The 19,567-nt window shown below is 46.3% G+C and carries 11 protein-coding genes; 4 read left to right on the top strand and 7 right to left on the bottom strand.

Annotated features, from left to right (window positions below):
- Positions 1-503: 503 nt before the first annotated feature.
- From BN348_RS07070 to BN348_RS07055, 4 genes are all read right to left on the bottom strand, one after another.
- A complete protein-coding gene (locus tag BN348_RS07070; RefSeq protein ID WP_040197139.1) occupies positions 504-1,076 on the bottom strand; it encodes a DUF6434 domain-containing protein in 573 nt (190 codons plus the stop codon).
- A 65-nt stretch (positions 1,077-1,141) separates the two neighbouring features.
- The gene (locus tag BN348_RS07065; protein ID WP_040197138.1) at positions 1,142-1,606 is read right to left on the bottom strand and encodes a hypothetical protein; all 465 of its coding nucleotides are present in this window, start codon (positions 1,604-1,606) and stop codon (positions 1,142-1,144) included.
- A gap of 47 nt (positions 1,607-1,653) precedes the next feature.
- Positions 1,654-1,926: a DUF3781 domain-containing protein gene (locus tag BN348_RS07060; protein ID WP_052446793.1), complete on the bottom strand. Its 273-nt coding sequence runs from the start codon at positions 1,924-1,926 to the stop codon at positions 1,654-1,656.
- Positions 1,927-2,002: 76 nt separating this feature from the next.
- Complete coding sequence (locus tag BN348_RS07055) at positions 2,003-4,246, bottom strand: ATP-binding cassette domain-containing protein (protein WP_040197137.1); 2,244 nt, start codon at positions 4,244-4,246, stop codon at positions 2,003-2,005.
- A gap of 260 nt (positions 4,247-4,506) precedes the next feature.
- On the opposite strand from BN348_RS07055, the gene BN348_RS07050 reads away from it, so the two are divergent.
- From BN348_RS07050 to BN348_RS13575, 4 genes are all read left to right on the top strand, one after another.
- Positions 4,507-5,370, top strand: coding sequence for an AraC family transcriptional regulator (locus tag BN348_RS07050; protein ID WP_040197136.1), 864 nt, complete (start codon positions 4,507-4,509; stop codon positions 5,368-5,370).
- A gap of 828 nt (positions 5,371-6,198) precedes the next feature.
- Positions 6,199-6,858 carry a TetR/AcrR family transcriptional regulator gene (locus tag BN348_RS07040; protein WP_040197133.1) on the top strand — a complete coding sequence of 220 codons (660 nt, stop codon included), beginning with the start codon at positions 6,199-6,201 and terminating at the stop codon, positions 6,856-6,858.
- A 182-nt stretch (positions 6,859-7,040) separates the two neighbouring features.
- Complete coding sequence (locus BN348_RS13160) at positions 7,041-12,977, top strand: EAL domain-containing protein (RefSeq protein WP_052446792.1); 5,937 nt, start codon at positions 7,041-7,043, stop codon at positions 12,975-12,977.
- Between the two features lie 206 nt (positions 12,978-13,183).
- Positions 13,184-13,363, top strand: a complete 180-nt coding sequence (locus tag BN348_RS13575) for a response regulator (protein WP_082020843.1) — start codon at positions 13,184-13,186, stop codon at positions 13,361-13,363.
- A gap of 106 nt (positions 13,364-13,469) precedes the next feature.
- Here the strand turns inward: BN348_RS13575 and BN348_RS07030 are convergent, their stop codons facing one another.
- The 3 genes from BN348_RS07030 to BN348_RS07015 form a co-directional block, all read right to left on the bottom strand.
- Positions 13,470-13,661 carry a hypothetical protein gene (locus BN348_RS07030; RefSeq protein WP_040197132.1) on the bottom strand — a complete coding sequence of 64 codons (192 nt, stop codon included), beginning with the start codon at positions 13,659-13,661 and terminating at the stop codon, positions 13,470-13,472.
- A 1,142-nt stretch (positions 13,662-14,803) separates the two neighbouring features.
- Entirely contained in the window at positions 14,804-17,614 is a 2,811-nt protein-coding gene (locus BN348_RS07020) for an ATP-binding protein (RefSeq protein WP_040197130.1), read from the bottom strand.
- Between the two features lie 77 nt (positions 17,615-17,691).
- Entirely contained in the window at positions 17,692-19,557 is a 1,866-nt protein-coding gene (locus tag BN348_RS07015; RefSeq protein WP_040197129.1) for an extracellular solute-binding protein, read from the bottom strand.
- Positions 19,558-19,567 lie beyond the last annotated feature (10 nt).

Genomic DNA, 19,567 nt, shown 5'->3' with positions numbered 1-19,567 from the left:
GTTCAGCGGCGCGATAAGCAAAGCCGTTTAAACGGCTTTGCTTATTTGTTGTAAGCGAAAACCCCCGGCACAGCCGGGGGTTTAGGGAAGGCTTGAACAATGGATATAAAAAACTTTGTTTGATACAATAAAAATGCAGTATGTCAACTGCAAGAAAGTGCCAAAGGGGAGAGCGGACCGAAAACCCAATGACACAAACAGTTTAACGCGGGGGCTGTCTTTTGAATACCAAGCTGGAATCCATACCGCATTGTATTCGCCCAAGATATCTTGGGAAGTATGCTATGATGAAAATAGGGCAGAGAGATGAAAGCTCGTTTCGGCCTATCGATTTCTACAATAACGGGTTTACAGCGTTCTTATTGTTACCGTCAAGCTTTTCATCTTGCAGCTTACACATATGCAATCTATCCATAGCGCAGCTGTGGATATCAAAAGCACCTGTTGAACGATGACGCGGTTCAGCAAAGTTTCTTGCAGCCAGTACGATGAACTGGAGCATATCATTCCAACGCCGAAAGATCGGATTTTTCATAACGGTTATGACCTTTTAACTGCTTTTTATATGTCCAGCACTTGATCGCATCCTTCAGCGATTTGCCTTTGTTGTCTGCGAAAAAGTCACGAATATAGGTGTTGTACTCAAATTGTTTGTCAATCGTGGTCTTTCCCTTTTTCTTATCTTCCAGAATTTGATGGTATGCAGCAATCGCTTCCCGATAGGTTTTTCCAGCGTTGCTTTTCAGCCATTTTTGGAAAGCGACATTGAAAGAAAAACTGCTTCCGATGTGCTCTTTAAAAAATGTCCGATGCTTTTCAGAACAAACAAAATCCGGTTCTATGATAGTGTTTTCATCTATGCTTTGACTGGAAACTGTTTTTTTCTTCGAAGCCGAAGCGGGCAATACATTGCCTGTGTCAAGAAAACAGGCAATTCGGTCTGTTATTTCTATCTTCCCTCCAGTGGCCGGCAAACCGTTTTTTCGGCAAAAGTCCACCAGTTCCTCTTTTAAATAATAGAAATCACGAAATGTTCTGCTGTCTAAATGCGTGTCTAAAGGCGGTCTTTCTCTCATCTTTTCAATCCTTTTCTATATCAGCTTATCCGCTGCGTCCTGCGCGCTTGCGTGGCCGATGCGTCTTAAAACTTTGATTTTTCATAGTTGTAGGGGATGCTTGTGCCGACGACAACGTCTTCTATCTTTTCAATGATCAGCCAGTCATCCATATTGCCCTGATGGTCAAATTCAAGAGGAGCGATTGCCTCGACGTGTTCAAATTCAACCAGGCAAAGGCACTTTTTATGCCAGCGCTGCTTCTGTTTATCCGAAAGATTTAACTTCGGCTGATTCTCTTCCAAGACCTGCGTGATCTCTTCATCAGATAGTTTTACATAGTTTTGTACATTTTTTACCGCTGCCTTTGCAGAAATCTGTAAGGTCCCTTTTTCCATAAAATAAAGCGTTTCGCCTTCAAAAACTCTGCTGTGCGGAATCTTGCGTCCAGCTGCTCCGCGTACAACCATTGTCTTTGTGCCTGTGAGGATTTTATCCAGCACGTGCTCGCCTTTTTTGCCTGCATTGTCACAATACACCAAATGAACCATATCGATTGTTCCTTTCAATCTAAGATTTATGATGGATGTTCGCTTTGCTAAGGCCGCTCATGTTCCATCCGACCGTCAGCTGGATGTCCATGTTTTTCTGGATGCGCTGTGATGATGGTATAGCTGTGTCCGTTTACTGTTATGGTGCAGCGATCGATGTGGACATACCAGTTCTTTCCCTGCCGTTTGATCACCGCATCTTCATCCAGAATTCTGGTTCTGCACCATTGCACAACATCCACGGACAGATTTCTTCTGATACGTTCTGCCCCCATTTCAGTGGTGTGGAGCCGGCCTATGTTCTCGATTAAGTCATTCATTTTCTGGCCTCCAAGGTTGTTTGCTTTTCCTGCCCGGTCTGGAGAAAATCAATCTGATGTGGATCGGATTCCTTCCTTATCCGAAGCACGACGCCCGCAGGCTGTCGGCTGTCAGCGTTTTTGCGCCGCGCAGCATATCCATCGGCGTTCCGGCAAATACCACCTCGCCGCCATTCTTTCCCCCGTCCGGCCCGATATCGATGATCCAGTCCGCCTGCTTCATCACGTCCAGGTTGTGTTCGATCACCACCAGGGTGTTCCCGCGGGAGACGATCATGTCAAACAGCTTTAAGAGGTTTTGGATGTCAGACATGTGCAGGCCGGTGGTCGGTTCGTCCATCACAATGATGCCGCCCTTTTTTCCTAAATTTTTCGCCAGCTTGATTCTCTGGCGTTCACCGCCGGACAGTGTGCTCAAGGGCTGCCCCAATGTCAGGTAGGATAACCCCACCTGCTGCATCACCTTCAAACGCTTCCTGATTTTGAGATCCTCAAACACCTCCAACGCCTGGGACGCGGTCAGCCCCAGCAGCTCGACGATATTCTTACCCTTATAGGCGCAGGACAGCGCTTCTTCGTTGTACCGCACTCCGCCGCAGGCCTCGCATTCCGTGATGATCGGGTCCATGAAGGCGAGCTCGGTCACAACGATGCCTTTCCCGCCGCACACCGGGCAGGCACCGGCGGAATTAAAACTGAACAGTCCGTCCGGCTTGCCGCTCTCCCGCGCCAGCAGCTTCCGCATCTCGTCAAAAAAACCGAGATAGGAGGCTGGGGTGGAGCGGTTCGTCGCGGTGATCGGCCCCTGGTCCACCATCACGATGTCACTTTCATATTGTTTCGCAAAAACCTGGGATATCAGGGTGCTCTTACCTGAACCGGCCACGCCGGTGACGACGGTCATGACACCGAGCGGGATGTCCGCATCAACATTCTTTAAATTGTGCAGGCTTGCTCCCCGGACCGGCAGGCTGCCTTTCGGCTGGCGCGGATTCTGCTTCACCGGCAGGGACCGAAGCATCGCCCTTCCGGTCAGGGTACCGGAATGAAGCAGATCCTGATAGCTGCCCGCAAAAACGATTTCCCCGCCGTTCTGTCCCGCCTGCGGGCCTACGTCGATCACATAATCTGCAATCGAGATGACATCCTTGTCATGTTCGACCACGAGGACCGTGTTGCCCTTGTCGCGAAGCTGCCGGAGCAGGTTGTTCATGCGGTAAACGTCGCGCGGATGCATCCCGGCGCTGGGCTCGTCGAAGATATAGGTAAGCCCCGTCAGGCTGCTGCCCATGTACCGGACCAGCTTGAGCCGCTGCGCCTCCCCACCGGACAGGGACGGTGTTTCCCGGTTCAGATGAAGATACGGCAGACCGATTTCGATCATTCTGTCCAGTCCCTCGATCAGCGTCTGCACCAGCACCCCCACCGTTTGATCTGTGATCCGCGACAGGACTTCGCGCAGCTGCGTCAGCTCCATCCCGCACATATCCGCAATGGAATATCCGCCTATTTTGCAGCGCAAAGCCGTTTCATTCAGCCGGCTTCCATGACAGTCGGTGCATTCCAGCTCCGTAACCAAGCTCTGTGATTTTTCCTGTGTGTGCCTGCTTTTGCTGCTGATATCCCGGTTCAGCAGCGTCTTTGTGTATTTGTGAACCAGTCCGGTCACCTTCGGATTTTCCGGTTCCCCCTTGCCGTCCCGCGAGCCATAGAGAAGGAGGTTGTATTCCTCGCTGGAATAGGCCTTCACCGGCTTGTCCAGATCGAACAGGCCGGATTGGGCGTACTGCTTCCAGTACCAGGAGCCGGGACGGTAGAGTGAATCCTTCACACAGCCCTCGTTCCAGGACTTATCCAGGTCCAGGATGGCCGCTACATCGACCTTTGTGATCTTTCCGAGACCGGAACAGGTTTTGCACATCCCATTCGGGTCGTTAAAGGAGAAGCAGGACGCTGTGCCGGCATACGGCTTGCCGATTCTCGAAAAGAGCAGCCGCAGGCTGGCATACAGGCCGCTGATGGTTCCCACTGTGGAACGGGCGTTTCCGCCCAGCGGGGACTGGTCCACCACGACGGACGCCGTTAAATGGTCGATTCGTTCCACAGCCGGTTTGGGATGCTTGGGCAGCCTTGCGCGCACAAACGCCGGGTAGGTGGCGTTCATCTGCCGCTGCGATTCGGCGGCGATGGTATCAAAGACAATGCTCGATTTGCCGGAACCGGACACCCCGGTAAACACCGTGATCTTCTCCTTTGGAATACTGAATGTGACATGCTTCAGGTTGTTCTGGGTCAGTCCCTGTACAAGAATATCAGCCATCTGCTTACACCTCATTTCTCTTCCATTTACTATCATACCACAACAGGAACGCAATCACCAGCGCGGTGAGAATATCCGCCGCGGTTTTCTTTGTTTCTTCCATTCCATTACACTCCTTTGCTGTTCAAAACATCATGAATATCACATGATATCATAACAAAGGATCGCGTCCCATTCATGATATTTTTTGCTGAGTTATGTTGGTCTGGAGATATAAAATCAAATATGGTATAATGAAAACAAAGAAAGGAGGTGCCGGCTTGAAACAATTATCCCCCTTGGAAAGGGCAGTCGAATATATCGAGGAGCATTTGGATGAAGAGATCGGCTTAAGCGATGTGTCAAGGGAAACCGGCTATTCCTATTGCCACATGACGCGGCTGTTCTCCGCTGTGCTGGGCGAATCGGTCGGCCGGTATATCAACAGACGCAGACTGTATAACGCCTCGCAGAAGCTTCTTCATACCGACAGGCGGATCCTTGATATTGCGCTCGACTGTGGATTTGAATCATCCGAAGCGTTCAGCAGGGCGTTTAAAGCCGTTTTCGGCAGCAGTCCGGCGGAATACCGGAAAGCGGGGCTTGATCTTGTGGTGTATGCCAAAAGGGAGCTGGCCCCCAAAGATGTGCGTCATATTGCGAACAACATATCCCATGCCCCTGAAATTCTCTATCTGGAGGAAACGAAGATAGCCGGCCTGCGGGCGACGACTTCGCTTTCCGATAACCGGCTTCCGGAGTTGTGGGATCGGTTTCTGCGGTACTATCAGGATGTCTATGCTTTCACAGGGACAGGATACGGCATCTGTGAAACGCAGCCGACCATCTACAGCAAGGACGGGGATGTGCGTTTTTTGGCGATGGTGGGCAGTCCGGTGCAGAACTTCGACGGTTTGCCGCCGGCGCTGGCCAGAAAAACGCTCAGCGGGGGAAGATATGCCGTGTTCACCCATCGGGGAACCTTTGCAAACCTGTTTAAAACCTATCAGTACATCTTTGGCACATGGCTGCCGATGGCAAAGGAAGAATTGGATGACCGCGAGGATTTCGAGGTATATGAACGAAAGGTGCGGTCGTTTGACGACCCGGACAATGAGGTCAAAATCCATATCCCAATAAAATGATCCAAATCAAGAGGTCAGGATTATTATATAATAAGATGGACCGAACTATACGGTCAGGCGTTTTATTCGGATAACATGAGGAAAGCACAATGCCGGCGGAGGTGTGTTTCGCCGGCATTGTGCTTTTGTTGCGGTCCATTTTATCTGCAATATAATCGAAAAAAGCTCTCTGAGAAATCAGAGAGCTTTTTTCTTCTGGATGGGCCTGTAAATGGGAACGAAAAGCGCGGCTGTCCTTGCCAAAGGACGGAACACATCGGGTATTCTGAAAGCGGGTTACCTGTGCCGGTTCCGGATATCCGCCAGCCGCTCCAGGGCCGCATGGCAGAGGTATTGCAGGCTGTACGGCCTGCCTTTTATAGGATACGGAATGGATCGTCTGGTAAATGGTGATCAGCTCCCTCAGATACAGATCGAATATGGAAAACACATCTGAGATACGCAGGCCGTATTTGCGGGCAAGGTCCGCTTTGCTCAGACCGTATTCGTAGAAATCCCTCAGAATGGGATAGTAAGATTTCTGATGGGCATAGCGTTTGGCAAACGTACTGCATGCGCCGGTTTCCGCCATGACCCGGAGCGGCTTGGCATATTCGCATTGGACGGACCTGCTGTCGATGGCGAGGCGGATATAGCAGGATATCTCCCTATACCCTATTTTAACATAAATCCAATCATTATATTACAGGCTCATTTTATTAGCTAAATAATGATTCGGAAACTATATAAAATCACTTGTTTTGTGTCGAACTTGGAGGTATAATAAACAATGACTAATTTTTTAAAACAGGCCTTAATATACTAGTTCAGAAAAGGGGTGAATACCTATTGCCTACGGCAGAAGATCGAGATCGAAATAAAAAAGCTGCCATTGAGGCTACTATCTCTTGCTTTGAGACGGATGGTATTTCAAACTGTACCCGGGAGTTAATTGCGGAGAAGGCAAATCTGAGTACCCGTTCGTTACAACGCTACTTTGGTACATTAATGAATCTTTTACGTGCTGCCACTTATCAATATATGAGTACCTTTAATGAGCAATATGAAAAGCTGTTTAGATCATACAGCGTGGATGGACTGAGCACTTTGCAGCAGTTGGAATTTGCATTAAGGATGCATGTCTACCTTTTTCAACCAGGAATGCCATCAATTATTGTAATGCAGGAACTGGAGGCTTTTTGGAAACGGCAAGGGGAAACACCTCCTCACGAATTGCTCGGTCCCACACTTGAATTTCAGCGTCATGGATACAAAGAACGCAGGTATGGTTATATCCAGGGTCTTTTGGAAGAAGGTATTGAGAATGGTAGTTTTCGCAGTGATCTTGATTTGAAGTTAACTCATGCATGGATATCTACGTCATTCTCTGGTATGTTATCACGACTTGCCGTCGCTCCGGAAATGTATAGTGACGTTGAGAATTGCATATCGGCAAAACAAATAATTAACTGTTATGTGGAAGCAGTCCTTGCTGCTATTAAGACATAATAAGAATGGCCGTCTGCGGGCGGCCATTCTTATAACACTGTGTGTCTCATATAGGGACACACGGCGGTGAGACGATCGCTCATTTTTTTGCGTAGCTGTGTCTCGGTAAAGGACACAGAACGTTTTGTTTTTGGTATGCATGCCATTAGAATGCTGGATTGAAAAGAATAGGAGGTAAATTTATGAAAGTGACTAATACTTTGATAATGCTTATCGTTGATGGCAACACGGATTCACGCCTTCTTCTAAAAGGAATTTTTGATAAGAAGTATCATGTTCTTGAGACAAAAAGTTGTGCAGAGACAATGAAGCAGTTACGTGGCGGAGTTCAAGTTGATATAGTAATTCTCGATATGAATACCCCTGACATAGACGATTATAACATCATAAAAAAGATACGCAAAAGCCAGGCGATGCGCCGCATACCTGTGGTGGTTGTAGCAAATTGTGACGACATGCGGGGCCAGCATAAGGCGCTCCAAATGGGTGCGATAGATGTAATCACAAAGCCCTATAAACCGGAAACCGTTCAATATCGTGTGGAAAATATTCTTTCCTCCATCAGAGAAAGCAGCCGGTTGGAAGAAGCAAAGTGGCGTACCGAGTTGACACGTATTTCGCAAATTGATCCGAAAACTGGCATTTGGAACAAGGAGTCATTTTGTAGTAAAACACAGAAATATTTGAAAGAACATGCGGACGGGGAATACGTGATTGCCCGATGGGACATTGATAATTTCAAAGTGTTTAATGATACTTTTGGTGTTGCAGCCGGTGACCAGTTACTTCTGGACATCGGAGAAAAATATATGGAAAGCAAAAAAGGAAACGGTCTGCACGGTGGATTAACCTATGGACATTGGGATGCCGACCACTTTGTTTCTCTTTGGGCGTCCAGCCAGCTCGAGGCACAAAAACTTTATGAACACACGCTTGAGCAGCTTTGCCAAGTCTACCCTGACTATAACTTTTCAATCCGCCTTGGCCTCTATCGCGTTGAGAGTCCTCTTATTAATGTAGGCGTTATGTGTGATCGCGCTCTTATGGCCCTTAATTCCATTAAGGGTAACTATAGAAAAAATTACGCATGGTATGACGAATCCATGCGCATGGAGATTGTGGAGGAGCAAGAGATTGATTCTACGATGAAACAGGCGCTCTCTAATGGAGAGTTTATCGTCTACTATCAACCTCAGTATAATTATGATACTGGCGGCATCATTGGTGCGGAGGCTTTAATACGCTGGCTGCATCCACAAAAGGGTATACTTTTACCGGGGAAATTCATTCCTGTATTTGAACGTAATGGATTTATCTGTGAGATGGATCGATATATGTGGGAACGGGTCTGCATACAGATTCGACAGTGGCACGATAAAGGAATACCCCTTCCCTCCATCTCTGTCAATGTTTCACGGCGTGATTTTTATCTACCTGACCTTGTTGATATATTTAAAGATTTAGTGTCAAAGTACCGTCTTACACCAGATATGTTACATTTGGAAATTACTGAATCTGCATACATGGAAAATCCGAAACAACTTATTCGAATCGTAGCGGAGCTACAAAAATGCGGATTTCATATTGAGATGGATGATTTTGGTAGTGGGTATTCCTCATTGAATATGCTGAAAGATGTGCCGGTGGACATTCTCAAGCTTGATATGAAATTCATCGCTGAGGATATAGATAGCGACCGTGGCGGTAACATTCTTAGTGCCATTGTACGCATGGCGCATTCCATTAAACTCCCTGTCATTGCGGAGGGGGTTGAAACATATCAACATGCAGAATATCTGAAAAGCATAAGCTGCTTCTTTATGCAAGGCCACTATTTTTCCAAACCTCTCCCCGTGGAGGAATTTGAGAAACTGCTCATTGAAAAGTATGACGATACCCATAAAGGCAAATGCCGCTTTCATCCAGGTATTGACGGTTCTATCGATTTTCTTAATACCTCTGCTCAAGCCACCTTACTGTTTAATACGTTTATGGGTGGTGCTGTAATTTTGGAATATGAAAAAGGCAATATTGCGGCATTGCGTATCAATGATAAATTTTTAAAAGAGCTGGGGGCTACCCGGCAATCATTTCGAACCTGGCAATATCATATCCAAGACCGCTTTCCACCAGACCAGCGTTCTGTCTTCATCGAAATGCTGGAGACAGCAATCCGGACAGATGATGAAGCCGATTGTACCATTTATTCCTACCCCCTGGTAGAAGGAGGGGAACCTATATGGACCTATTGCAGGGTGCGCTGCCTCGCAGAAAAGGCTGGAAGCTACATTTTTTATCATTACATTGAAAATGTAACGAAGCGCAAAAAGCTGGAGATACACAACAGTGAACTGACAGAGCAGCTCACTGTTCTTGTCAACAGTATCCCTGGAGCAGTGCAAGATATTAGGATATTCCCGAATGGAACAGAGTTGTTGTACTTTAACGAGGTTGCTGCCACGATGTTTGGATATACGTTAGACGAATACCCAAACTTGTATAAAGGTGGCATAAAAAATGCGATTCATCCAGAAGATACAGCAAAAATTCTGGAGGTGACAGATAGTGTCCTTAACGGTACGTCACGGTCAGACACAGGCTCCATTACATTTCGTCATATCTGTAAGGATGCATCCTATCGTTGGGTGCAGATGAATGCTGTGATTCTAAAACGTGAAGGCGACGGTGTGGTAGTGACTACGGTGATGATTGACATCACGGAACAAAAGCGGTTGGAGGCCAGCTTAGCGCGTGATAAAACGGAGATACAAACTATTATCAATTCCATACCCAGTGGTCTGGCTGTGTTTCGGTATATGAACGGCAAAGTCCACCGCACCTACCTCAGCGAAGGAGCCTATCGCATCCTCGGATACACCGAGGATGACCGTCCATCCCTTGATATGAATGATGCTATGTCACGCGTCCATCCCGATGACTTTGCTAAATTGAGAATAGCTGTTGCTGCGGCTACAAGGTCCCGGCAGCGCTTCAATTTTGATATGCGTGTTTTATCCAAAGCTGGCGGGATCCGCTGGGTCAATTTAATTGCAAACCCCGTCGTATTAGACGGTGATAATCTATACTTTTACGGCATCTATACCGATATAACCTTCAGAAAATCAGCGGAAGAACTTCGATTGGCGTCAGAAACTGAGCTTAATCAAGTTATGGAAAATGCTCCCGGTGGCGTATGTCGTTGGCGGCTTGATGCACCTATGTATCTGGAGTTTATCAGCGAGGGGACACTCCGAATGAACGGGTACAGCTACGAGGATTTTCGCGATCTCACGAAAGCTGACCCCCTTGCAATAGTTTTATCAGAAGATCGGGAATATGTAAGATCAGCCTTAAATCATCTGAGAGAACAGCCACAGACTATGACCATCGAATACCGTTTTCTGCATCAAAACGGAAGTGTCCGATATGCTATGGATACTCTTAGGTCAGTACGCGGCGAAGACTGTGTGATGCGCGCCTATGCACAGATTTTTGATGTAACTGAACAACACCGTGCACAGGATGCTTTGCGGATACGAGAGGAAGAATACCAAACCGCCGTAAAATTTAGCGATAGAATGATTTATCGGTATCTTATAGCCGACCATTGCATGGAATTGTCGGAGGAAACTGCCACGATGTTCGGAATTCCCACTTCACTCCCGGACGCACCAAATTATTTTGTAAGCGCTGGCATTGTGGCTTCAGAGAGCGTGGATAAATGGTTAGATTTCTTTAACCGGATCGAGTGTGGTGACAGGGTGGGTACTGCCGAGTGTCGTACAAAAGGAAAAGATAGTGAATATTGTTGGTTCCGCATGGAGTTCAATAGTGTATTTGGTCAAGACAATAAACCTGTTTCCGCTATTGTGACCTGTAAAGAAGTTACGGACGAACGCATACTTGATAAAAATAAAGCGTTTGGATTTGCTGGGATATATAAGGCTATCAGCATTGAATATCCCTTGTCGATTGCTGTAAATCTGACGCAAAACAACTATCATATACTTGAAAGTGATACCTTCTTTGTAAAAAAGATGGCCGAACATGGTGTTTATGACCAGTTTGTTGAGGATATTATTAAAACTATACAAGAGGAAGATAAAAAAGCATTTCGCACTACTTTTTCTCGCCAGAATTTACTTGATGCCTTTGGGCAGGGAAAGAATACGGTAAGGCTGGAACATCGGCAGGTAGGAGACGATGGAGTATTGCATTGGGTTGAAACCATTGTATTGCGTGTGAACAACCCCTACGACGATGATGTCCTGGAAATCACATTGTTCCGTATTATTGATAATCAGAAAAAAAATGAAGCAGCGCTCAAATCCGCTTTAAAAGCTACATCTGATGAACTAACGCAGAGCCTTTATTTCTGTGAGCTGATTGATCGGTTCAGCCCAGAGATGATTATCTTGCGTTATCAAACTGGGGGGCTTCCTCCGATTATGATAGGTAATTTACCCAGGAAACTCGGTTATAATCATGAGGAAATTTTATCTTTTATACAATGCGGAATCAGTGGTGCGGTCTATTCTGAAGATGTCGATATGATAACAAAAAAAATGCGTGAAGTGTATGATAATCGTCCCGACCACTATTCGTTTGAATATCGTATTGTGAAAAAAGATGGTGAACTCATTTGGCTCTCTGCAAACGGAGCGCGTTTTGTGGATAGCAAAGGGAACGTCGGATATATTACAACATACCTTGATAACACCGAACGTCATAATCTCATTGATGAGTTGCGCGTCAGTCAGGAGAGCTACCGACTTGTAGTCGAGAACACGGATCGTCTTATCTACACATATAATATTTCAAGCAAAACCGCTTATCTGCCAGAGAAGATGCGACAACTGCTGGGCCTGCCAGCAGTTGTCGAGAATGTGCCTGACAGTGTAATAGCACACTCATATATTTCGCAAGATAGTACGGAAACATACCTCGATTTTTACAGAAACATTCTCGCTGGAAATCCATGTGAAGGAGAATGGATCTTCGAGAGACGGGCATCCGGAAATAATACAGTTTGGTTAAAGGCTCGCTATTTCTTAGCATTGGGCGGAGATGGAAAGCCAGTTACCGCCACGATTTATATGGATGACGTAACAATAGATAAACTCAAAGAAGACGATCTTATTATTCGCGCCCAACGTGATGGTCTGACCAGGCTCTATAATCGTTCTACCGTAGAGGCTCGTGTTCAGGAAAAATTGCTGCGAGGAGGGAATTACTGCGTTCTTTTAGTTCTTGATCTGGATGATTTAAAAACAATCAATGACACGCTGGGTCATAACGAAGGTGACAGGGCACTGCGTGCGATTGGGGATATCTTACTCGGACATTTTAGGCATTCGGATATAATAGGCAGAATTGGAGGCGATGAATTCCTCATCTTTCTACCAAATGCTTCAGGCGAAGAAGGCCTGAAAAATTCTCTATCGTCTTTACTGCGTAAGCTGTCTTCTATTGTCATTGGAGAAAAAGATGAACAATCCATGCATTGTAGTATCGGGGCAGTACTTGGTAAAACCGGTGTAGACGACTTCTCTACTCTTTACAAAAAGGCGGATACCGCATTATATCATGTAAAGCGCCATGGAAAAAATGATTATGCCTTCTACTCTCCTGAAATGGAGAAAGAAAATTACCTGTATCAAGGTCACTCGACATTACCAATGGATGGTGCAACAACGAATATAGGTGAGTTGAGCAAAATGGTTGGTGCAATTGCTACATATTATCCACTGATATTCTCCGTTAACCTAAGTTGCAATCGATATTCCCTCATGGAAGCAGGTGAATATATAGCATCAATTGCTCTTAAGAATGATAACTATGATGATTTTCTTGAAGCTGTAAAAAAATTACTACATCCAGATTGTCAAGAAGAGGCTATGAAGACAATGTCTAGGGAAGCGTTATTAAAAGCCTATAAGGAAGGAGAAACAAGCGTTAGTTTTTATGGAGAGCGACTGGACTCGGCTGCTGAAAAATGTGGTCCATGTGAAATTCTAACCGTGTTCTATATCAACGACAATGGTGATGTCTGCGATTTTACGTTCGTCCGGCCACTATTGAAGGCCAAAAACAAACTTAGTGAAAAAGGCACTTTGTGAACATTTCATTTTATTTAGTCAAGCAATAATCTGCGAAATATAGCGGTGGAGGTAAGACCTTTCGATTATGCTGATCGAGCCTTTTCCGGGAAAGGGGTAAGTATTGCGGAAAACAGAGTTTTAATTATTGACCATGATTTACAAACCTGCAAGTACATCAAGTACAATGTAGATAGTGAAAAACAGATGCCTATTATACCTTAAACATCCGGGAAGGGCTGACGGTGCTGGCGGGTAAGGAATACGATCTGGTTATTCTCAATGCCTGTTTTCCTGAAGCAGACGGAATGGAACTATTAAAGACCCTGCGGGGTTTAAGGCCCATGCCTATCCTGATTCTTTCTACATCGACGGCACTGGCCGATAAGCTGGAGACATTCAAATAGGGCTGACGACTATCTCAAAGCCCTTTGAAACCGAGGAATGTCTAGCCCGTGTCTATACTTTTGCGCCGCTTCTGTGAGCTGAATCCCCTAAAAACACGGGCCTATTCTATTGTGGCCCGTCTCGCCCCATCTTTTCAACGGCATGGTAATCACTATCGGACCAGTCTTTCCATTTTATGAACTCGTCCTCACTGGCAAACGCAGCACGGGTCAATAGAACCGGGCCGGTTACACTTATGCAGACTATGGAGTCTTTCTCGCGCTTGTTTTGCGCATAATCACTTCTCTTATCAAACATTTTCCTTTCCTCCGCTTCAATTTTTGGTTCACACAATCGAAGCGGATGCAGAGGGGATCGGCACCGAAACAAACCGGAAACTCTGTTGCTTAAAAGCCGTTTTCTGGTTTTTGATGGATCGGTAGACTTTGGAAATCATTTTGTGGATGAAAAAAGCGCCACAGCTCTATAACTAAGAGCTGTGGCGCTTTGCTGAATATTCTTACTTTCCTGTATTGCTTGTCCCTTTCCATGCCACTCCTCGTCTTGTACAGAATGGCGTAAATAGTATCAAATGTAACATTCCACCTTATTACTTGATAGAGCATCAAGGCCAGAAAAAACTTCTAAAAATAAGGTAAAACAGGGTGCGAAACCACCTGCAAAAACGTGAAGGGTGAAGGACATGCTTCCCTGAACCATGACAACTGAATATACGGTGTTGCAGGCACAAAACCCGCGTGATAGCGGTATAAGGCGCGGCGCCATGACGACAGTCCCAAGGAGGTGAAGGACGAGCTGTCTGAGCGATCTACGCAAGCCTTAGACCCGGTGAGGCACATCGGGCGCGACGACAGTGCGGGGGATAATGAAACTTCCTCACGGTCTCCTAATGACTTGGGGGGAACTCTGCGGCGCACGTTAGATACGGCGCTGTGGAGTTATGACAGCCCTGCCAGGGGCGGCCTGCAATATCCCCTGCGCCGATTTCGGCGCATCGCCGGGGCTGCGTGGCAAATACGGCGGGAATAAATTTTGATATAGAACAGGGACAGCCGCACCGAACTGTACCGTTATGTTATGACAGCACAGTTCGGTGCGGTTTCCTCTTTTTTCTGATAGCAAAGACGTGAGCGGTTATGAGGATATGTGAGGTCCTTCCAATATAAAGAAAGCCGGGAAAGCACGGAGTTACGGGCTTTCCCAGCATTTGAGAAGTTATAAAGAGATAATCAAAAATCTATTAAGTTATTATATGAAAACTATGTCAAGTATAATCGGGGATTTTTGACAATGAGCACTGAAAAAACAGTAACGAATGCTTATACAACGATCATAACTTAAACGATCAATCTCTTATTCTCATGATTAGCCACCAGATTCTGAAAACTTTTTGATATCCAACTTATTTATCTTTATATATCTTTCGGGATATGTAATACTTACTTGGATTTTTCGTTTTTATTTGATAGCCACTTCTGAAGTACAGCATAGAGCAGGTCAATCTCCAATGGCTTTGTAAGGAAATCATCCATACCCGCATCTCTTGCCATATCTCGATCTTCCTGGAAACAGTTGGCGGTTAGGGCGATAATGGGGATTTTTACTGCATCGGAATGGGCTGAAGCTCGAATAGCCTTTGTTGCTTCTAAACCTCCCATGTTAGGCATCCTCATATCCATTAAAATAAGATCATAATAGCCGGTGGTACTTTGCTCAAAGCAATTGACTGCCTTTACTCCATCCTCGGCAAGCTCTATCTGCATTCCTTTTAAGGCCAAAATTTCCATAGCGATTTCTGCATTTATTGGGTTATCTTCGGCCAGCAGAATCCGTACATTTTCAAAATGGACAGAAGGCGCATGCGGTGTTTTGAATTCTATGGGTTTCCCAAAGGAAAGAGGAATGGAAAAGAAAAATTCGCTGCCCACATTTATCTTGCTTTTCACCTTCAAAGTGCCGCCCATGAGTTGTACAATGTTCCGGCTGATCGGTAAGCCCAGCCCAGTCCCTTGGCTGCGCATTTGATTGGCTCCAGCCTGTTCGAAGGATTCAAAAATGCGATCTAAATCCTCGGCTTTGATGCCGATGCCGGTATCGGAGACCTTAAACAAATAGGCGGCTTGCTGGTCAGAGGCTGTGGTTTCTTCCACAGTCAGATGTACGGTTCCTCCCGGCGGAGTAAATTTTATGGCATTTGAAACCAGGTTCATCAAAACTTGCTTTAATCGGATCGCATCACCTTTTAAATCAGAATGCTTGAAATTTGTTTCACAGCAAAGCGCTATTTCCCGCGCCTGTGCCTGCGTTTGCATCATGCTGCAAAGTTCATCAAGCAGTTGCTGTAAGGAGAAGTCTTCATCTGCAATTGAAAGCATACCGTTATCAATTCGGCTCATATCTAAAATATCATTGATCAGCCCCAATAAATACTGTGAAGTTGCGTTCAGCTTTGCCAAATTTCCTTTTATGCTTTCGGGGACATCATCTTTCATTGCGATGAGGGCGGTCGTCCCAACGATGGCGTTCATCGGCGTACGGATTTCGTGGCTCATTCGGGAAAGAAATGCACTTTTTGCTTTGTTATCCGCCTCTGCTTTTGCAATGTTTTTTTGCATATTGGCATTCTTTACACGCATATTGGATATTATAATAATCACCATTGTGACGAGCAGTAAAAAAGTTGATATAACGACGATTGATAAAATGGGATTGGTCTCCATAAAATTTTTCAGTGATATCTTAACGTCTCCGATAGAGACCAGATTATGATCTAAAAGAGAATTCCTGTCATCATCGGATAAGCTGTTAATACCTTTGTTAATGATGGACAGCAGCTCAGGATTTGCGGGCATGGGCATAGCAAAGCTGATGCTCATGCGGTTTGCTGATAAGGTAACGGGAACCACGTTGGTATAAATGTTGTCCTGCATCATCTGTTCCACCCGTGCAGAAAGCCCGCAGGCAAAATCCACCTTACCGGTATTCACCGCAGACAAAACTTCTTCAATGGTCTTAAAATACGTTACTTCGCTTGCTTTTACATACGAGGGCAGTTGACGGCCTTCTAAAAGGCCGCAGGTTAATCCGTCCTCCGGATAGGTCACAGCTCGGTTGCGTACAATTAAGTCATTTAATGCGGCATAGGGCTTGGTTTGCGCCAATTCCTCCCGCATGGCATCCGCGGCATCATCAAAAAAAATGCCGGCCATATCGGCTTTGCCTTCGAGAACGAGTTGTTGAGCATGGGCATAGGAGTCTGTCAATATGTAGGAAAACTCAATCCCATATCGCACGGTTATTTTTTTCAGCAGTTCCGGAACCAGGCCAACATGGTCACCATCTTCGTAACCAATACAATAAAGCGGATGAAAATAATCGGGGACCGCCACAGTCACTGTGCCCTTCTGTTCAATATAGGCTTTTTCTTCCTCGGTGAGCAGCAGGTTTTCCACACCTGTATCATCAAAATATCGATTATATACTTCTTCCGAAAAGTGGGGATCCGATAACAGAATACGCTCCATTGCCCAATTCAGCTGGTCAAGCAGTTCCTTGTTGTCCGGCTGCGCAACCAGATAATGAGGCTGTGCATCGAAGTACGCTACCGCACGAAACTCACCTGTATCATCCGTCGCATTTCCAAGTTTCAGGTCGATTTTCCCGGTTTCCAAATCCAGGTTGATTTGATTGGCGGCTACTTCTTCGGAGGTATATGGTTTGAGTGTGTAGTCCAGGCCATTGACAGAGAGGTACTCCTCCAGCCGGCGCACATTATCGGTTGCCCGTGCCACAACGCCTATGGTTTTTCCATTCAAATCCCTTAAATCATAACCTTTAATGTCTTCATTATCCTGGCGGGCCAGCAGTACCGCTTTGGTATTGCCGCAGCTGTAATCCGGGTAGGCAAAGTATTTTTCAAAAGTCTCTGAATAGTATGTGCCGCCCATAAGGTCATATTTACCGGCAATAAACTCCCCCGTCATGTCGTTGGCGTCGGTATCAATGAATTCGTAGGACCAACCGGTGTATTTTGCGATTTCATACAGATAATCTACCACCAGACCGTAGCGTTTCCCGTTTTCGTCGGTCATAGTAAAGCCTTCCGCTTCCGGAAATGGGATACGAAGCCGGATAGGCTGTTCTTCCGCGGCGGAAACCGAAACGGCACTTGAAAGCAGAATAGCAAGCAATACCACCACAGTAAAAACTTTCATACTATGTTTTTTTGACTGATTTATAGAATGTTTCATATAGACTCCTACTCAAATAGTTGTCTCGCAAAAACATGTTGTTTCTGTGAGATATTGACCTGTGCCTGCTCTTGACTTTAATCCCATCGCAGTGTAAGCCGATGATCCTTTGCCGGAGAGATGGTCCCTGCCTGTCTAACGGCAGCAGAAACCAGATCAATATTACTGCCGGCCTCACTATGGACGTTCACGGTGGAAACAATGTACGATTCGTCAATGGAGGTCTCCCAGGCGGCCACGGTATAAACCTTGCCGTCTTCGATCTCACTGCCATCGGCCAAGGACAGCTTGATGACATTTTCATTCTTGTCCCGCCAGGGAGCATATTCCATGGCAAGGCCGGAAAACGCGTACATGGCGTTGATCTCCTCACCGTTGATAATAGGATGCTCCATGAGAGCCTTTAAATCTGCACCGGTGATCTCATAGGTGGTCAGGTAGTCTTCGGTGTCCAAGCCACGCAGGTAGAAGCGGTACAGCATGGTCACCCCGCCTTCATAGAATTTTGCAAAATTCCCTTTGTAATAAGTGCAGTGGGGAATGAGAGCGATCTCCGCCCCGGTGGCGGAACGCATGGCGTCGGCGATAAAGCTGCTGGTTTCCAGAATCGTAAATTCCTCCGCAGCCGTTCCGATGGACTCCTCCGGCTTCTGAGCAGCTGAGATTTTTTCATACATGGCGTCCGTTTCGGCAATGACCTGTTCCATTGTCAGATTGTCTGCTAAATATTCTTTCATTGTTTGGTTATGAAGATCATTCCCAATTCTGTCTGCGAAAAAGATTTGCCCATTCTCAATACAATTTTGTATATCCCAATACGCTTCATTCAAATTTGCCTGAACGGATTTTACGCTGCTCAGCCCCGAAAAGACCTCCAGCAAAGCCTCCTGACCTTTGTCAGTGCTGAGAAACGCAAAGATATCCAGCAGTATCTGTTTTTTATCGGCGTCCTCCATGGACGCTTTTGACAGCGCCATACTGCGCCCAGGAGACATCTGCATCCAGCGTTCCCCGGGGGTGTCGGTTGGGTAGCCGAAAAAGCCGATTTCACACGCCGGCTGTTCGTCCTCATACAGGGAAAACATGGTTAATTGTTCCGGCAGCATGGCGATCTCGCCTGCGTAAAGGGCATGGCGGTTTTTCGTCAAGCTGGAAGAGAAGTCCTCCTCCACAACGATCCCGCGGTCATAGAGTTTTTTGTGTGCCGCAAAATACGGCTCCAGCACGCCCTTACAGGAGGCTTGACCGTTACAAAACAGGTCATACTGCTCCCGTTTTTCCTCGGAGGAAAAGACGGTGCGGTTGCTGAACCCCAGTCCGACCCCATCCATGGAATACTTAAAGCAGGGCACGAAGGGGCGGATGCCTTCGGCGGAAATTTCATCGCACAGGGCGTAAAATGCATCGATCGTTTCCGGAATTTCCCATCCATGAGCCTCAAATAGATCTTTATTGTAAAAGATTCCCTGGACCGAGCTGTTAATAGGAAGCTGGTAGAGCTTCCCATCGGAGCTCAAGTCGTTCAGTGTGGATCGATTGTACCGGGAGGTGAAATCCTCCGCTGACAGATCGTAAAAAATATTGCTGTTTATTTCTACATCTTTTATAGCGCCTGTAAAAATAATATCCTCCAAATCCCCCTGTATCTGGGGATTTTTCACATGCTTCTGGATGTCGGGAATGCTGGCCTGATCCAGAACAACGATGTCGACGTCAGGAAATTCCGTTTCGATGGCAAGCTCCACCGGCTTCGCGCTGCAGGGCGCGTATGTACCAATGGTGATAACCGTTTTATCAAAATTCACCGGCTCATAGGTCAAAATCTCATTGTCCGCGCAGAACAACGCCGACGTCTGGATTTTGTGCGGCGCATCGGCGCAGCCGGCCATTCCCAACAGCATGGCGCCTGCCAAAAATAAGATCAACAGTTTCTGTTTCTTCACATGGACCTCC

Origin of the sequence: Candidatus Soleaferrea massiliensis AP7 (assembly GCF_000820765.1) — a bacterium.
Taxonomy (GTDB): Bacteria; Bacillota; Clostridia; order Oscillospirales; family Ruminococcaceae; genus Soleaferrea; species Soleaferrea massiliensis.
The sequence above is the reverse complement of the archived record's forward strand: the minus strand, read 5'-3'. Positions and strand labels throughout refer to the sequence as shown.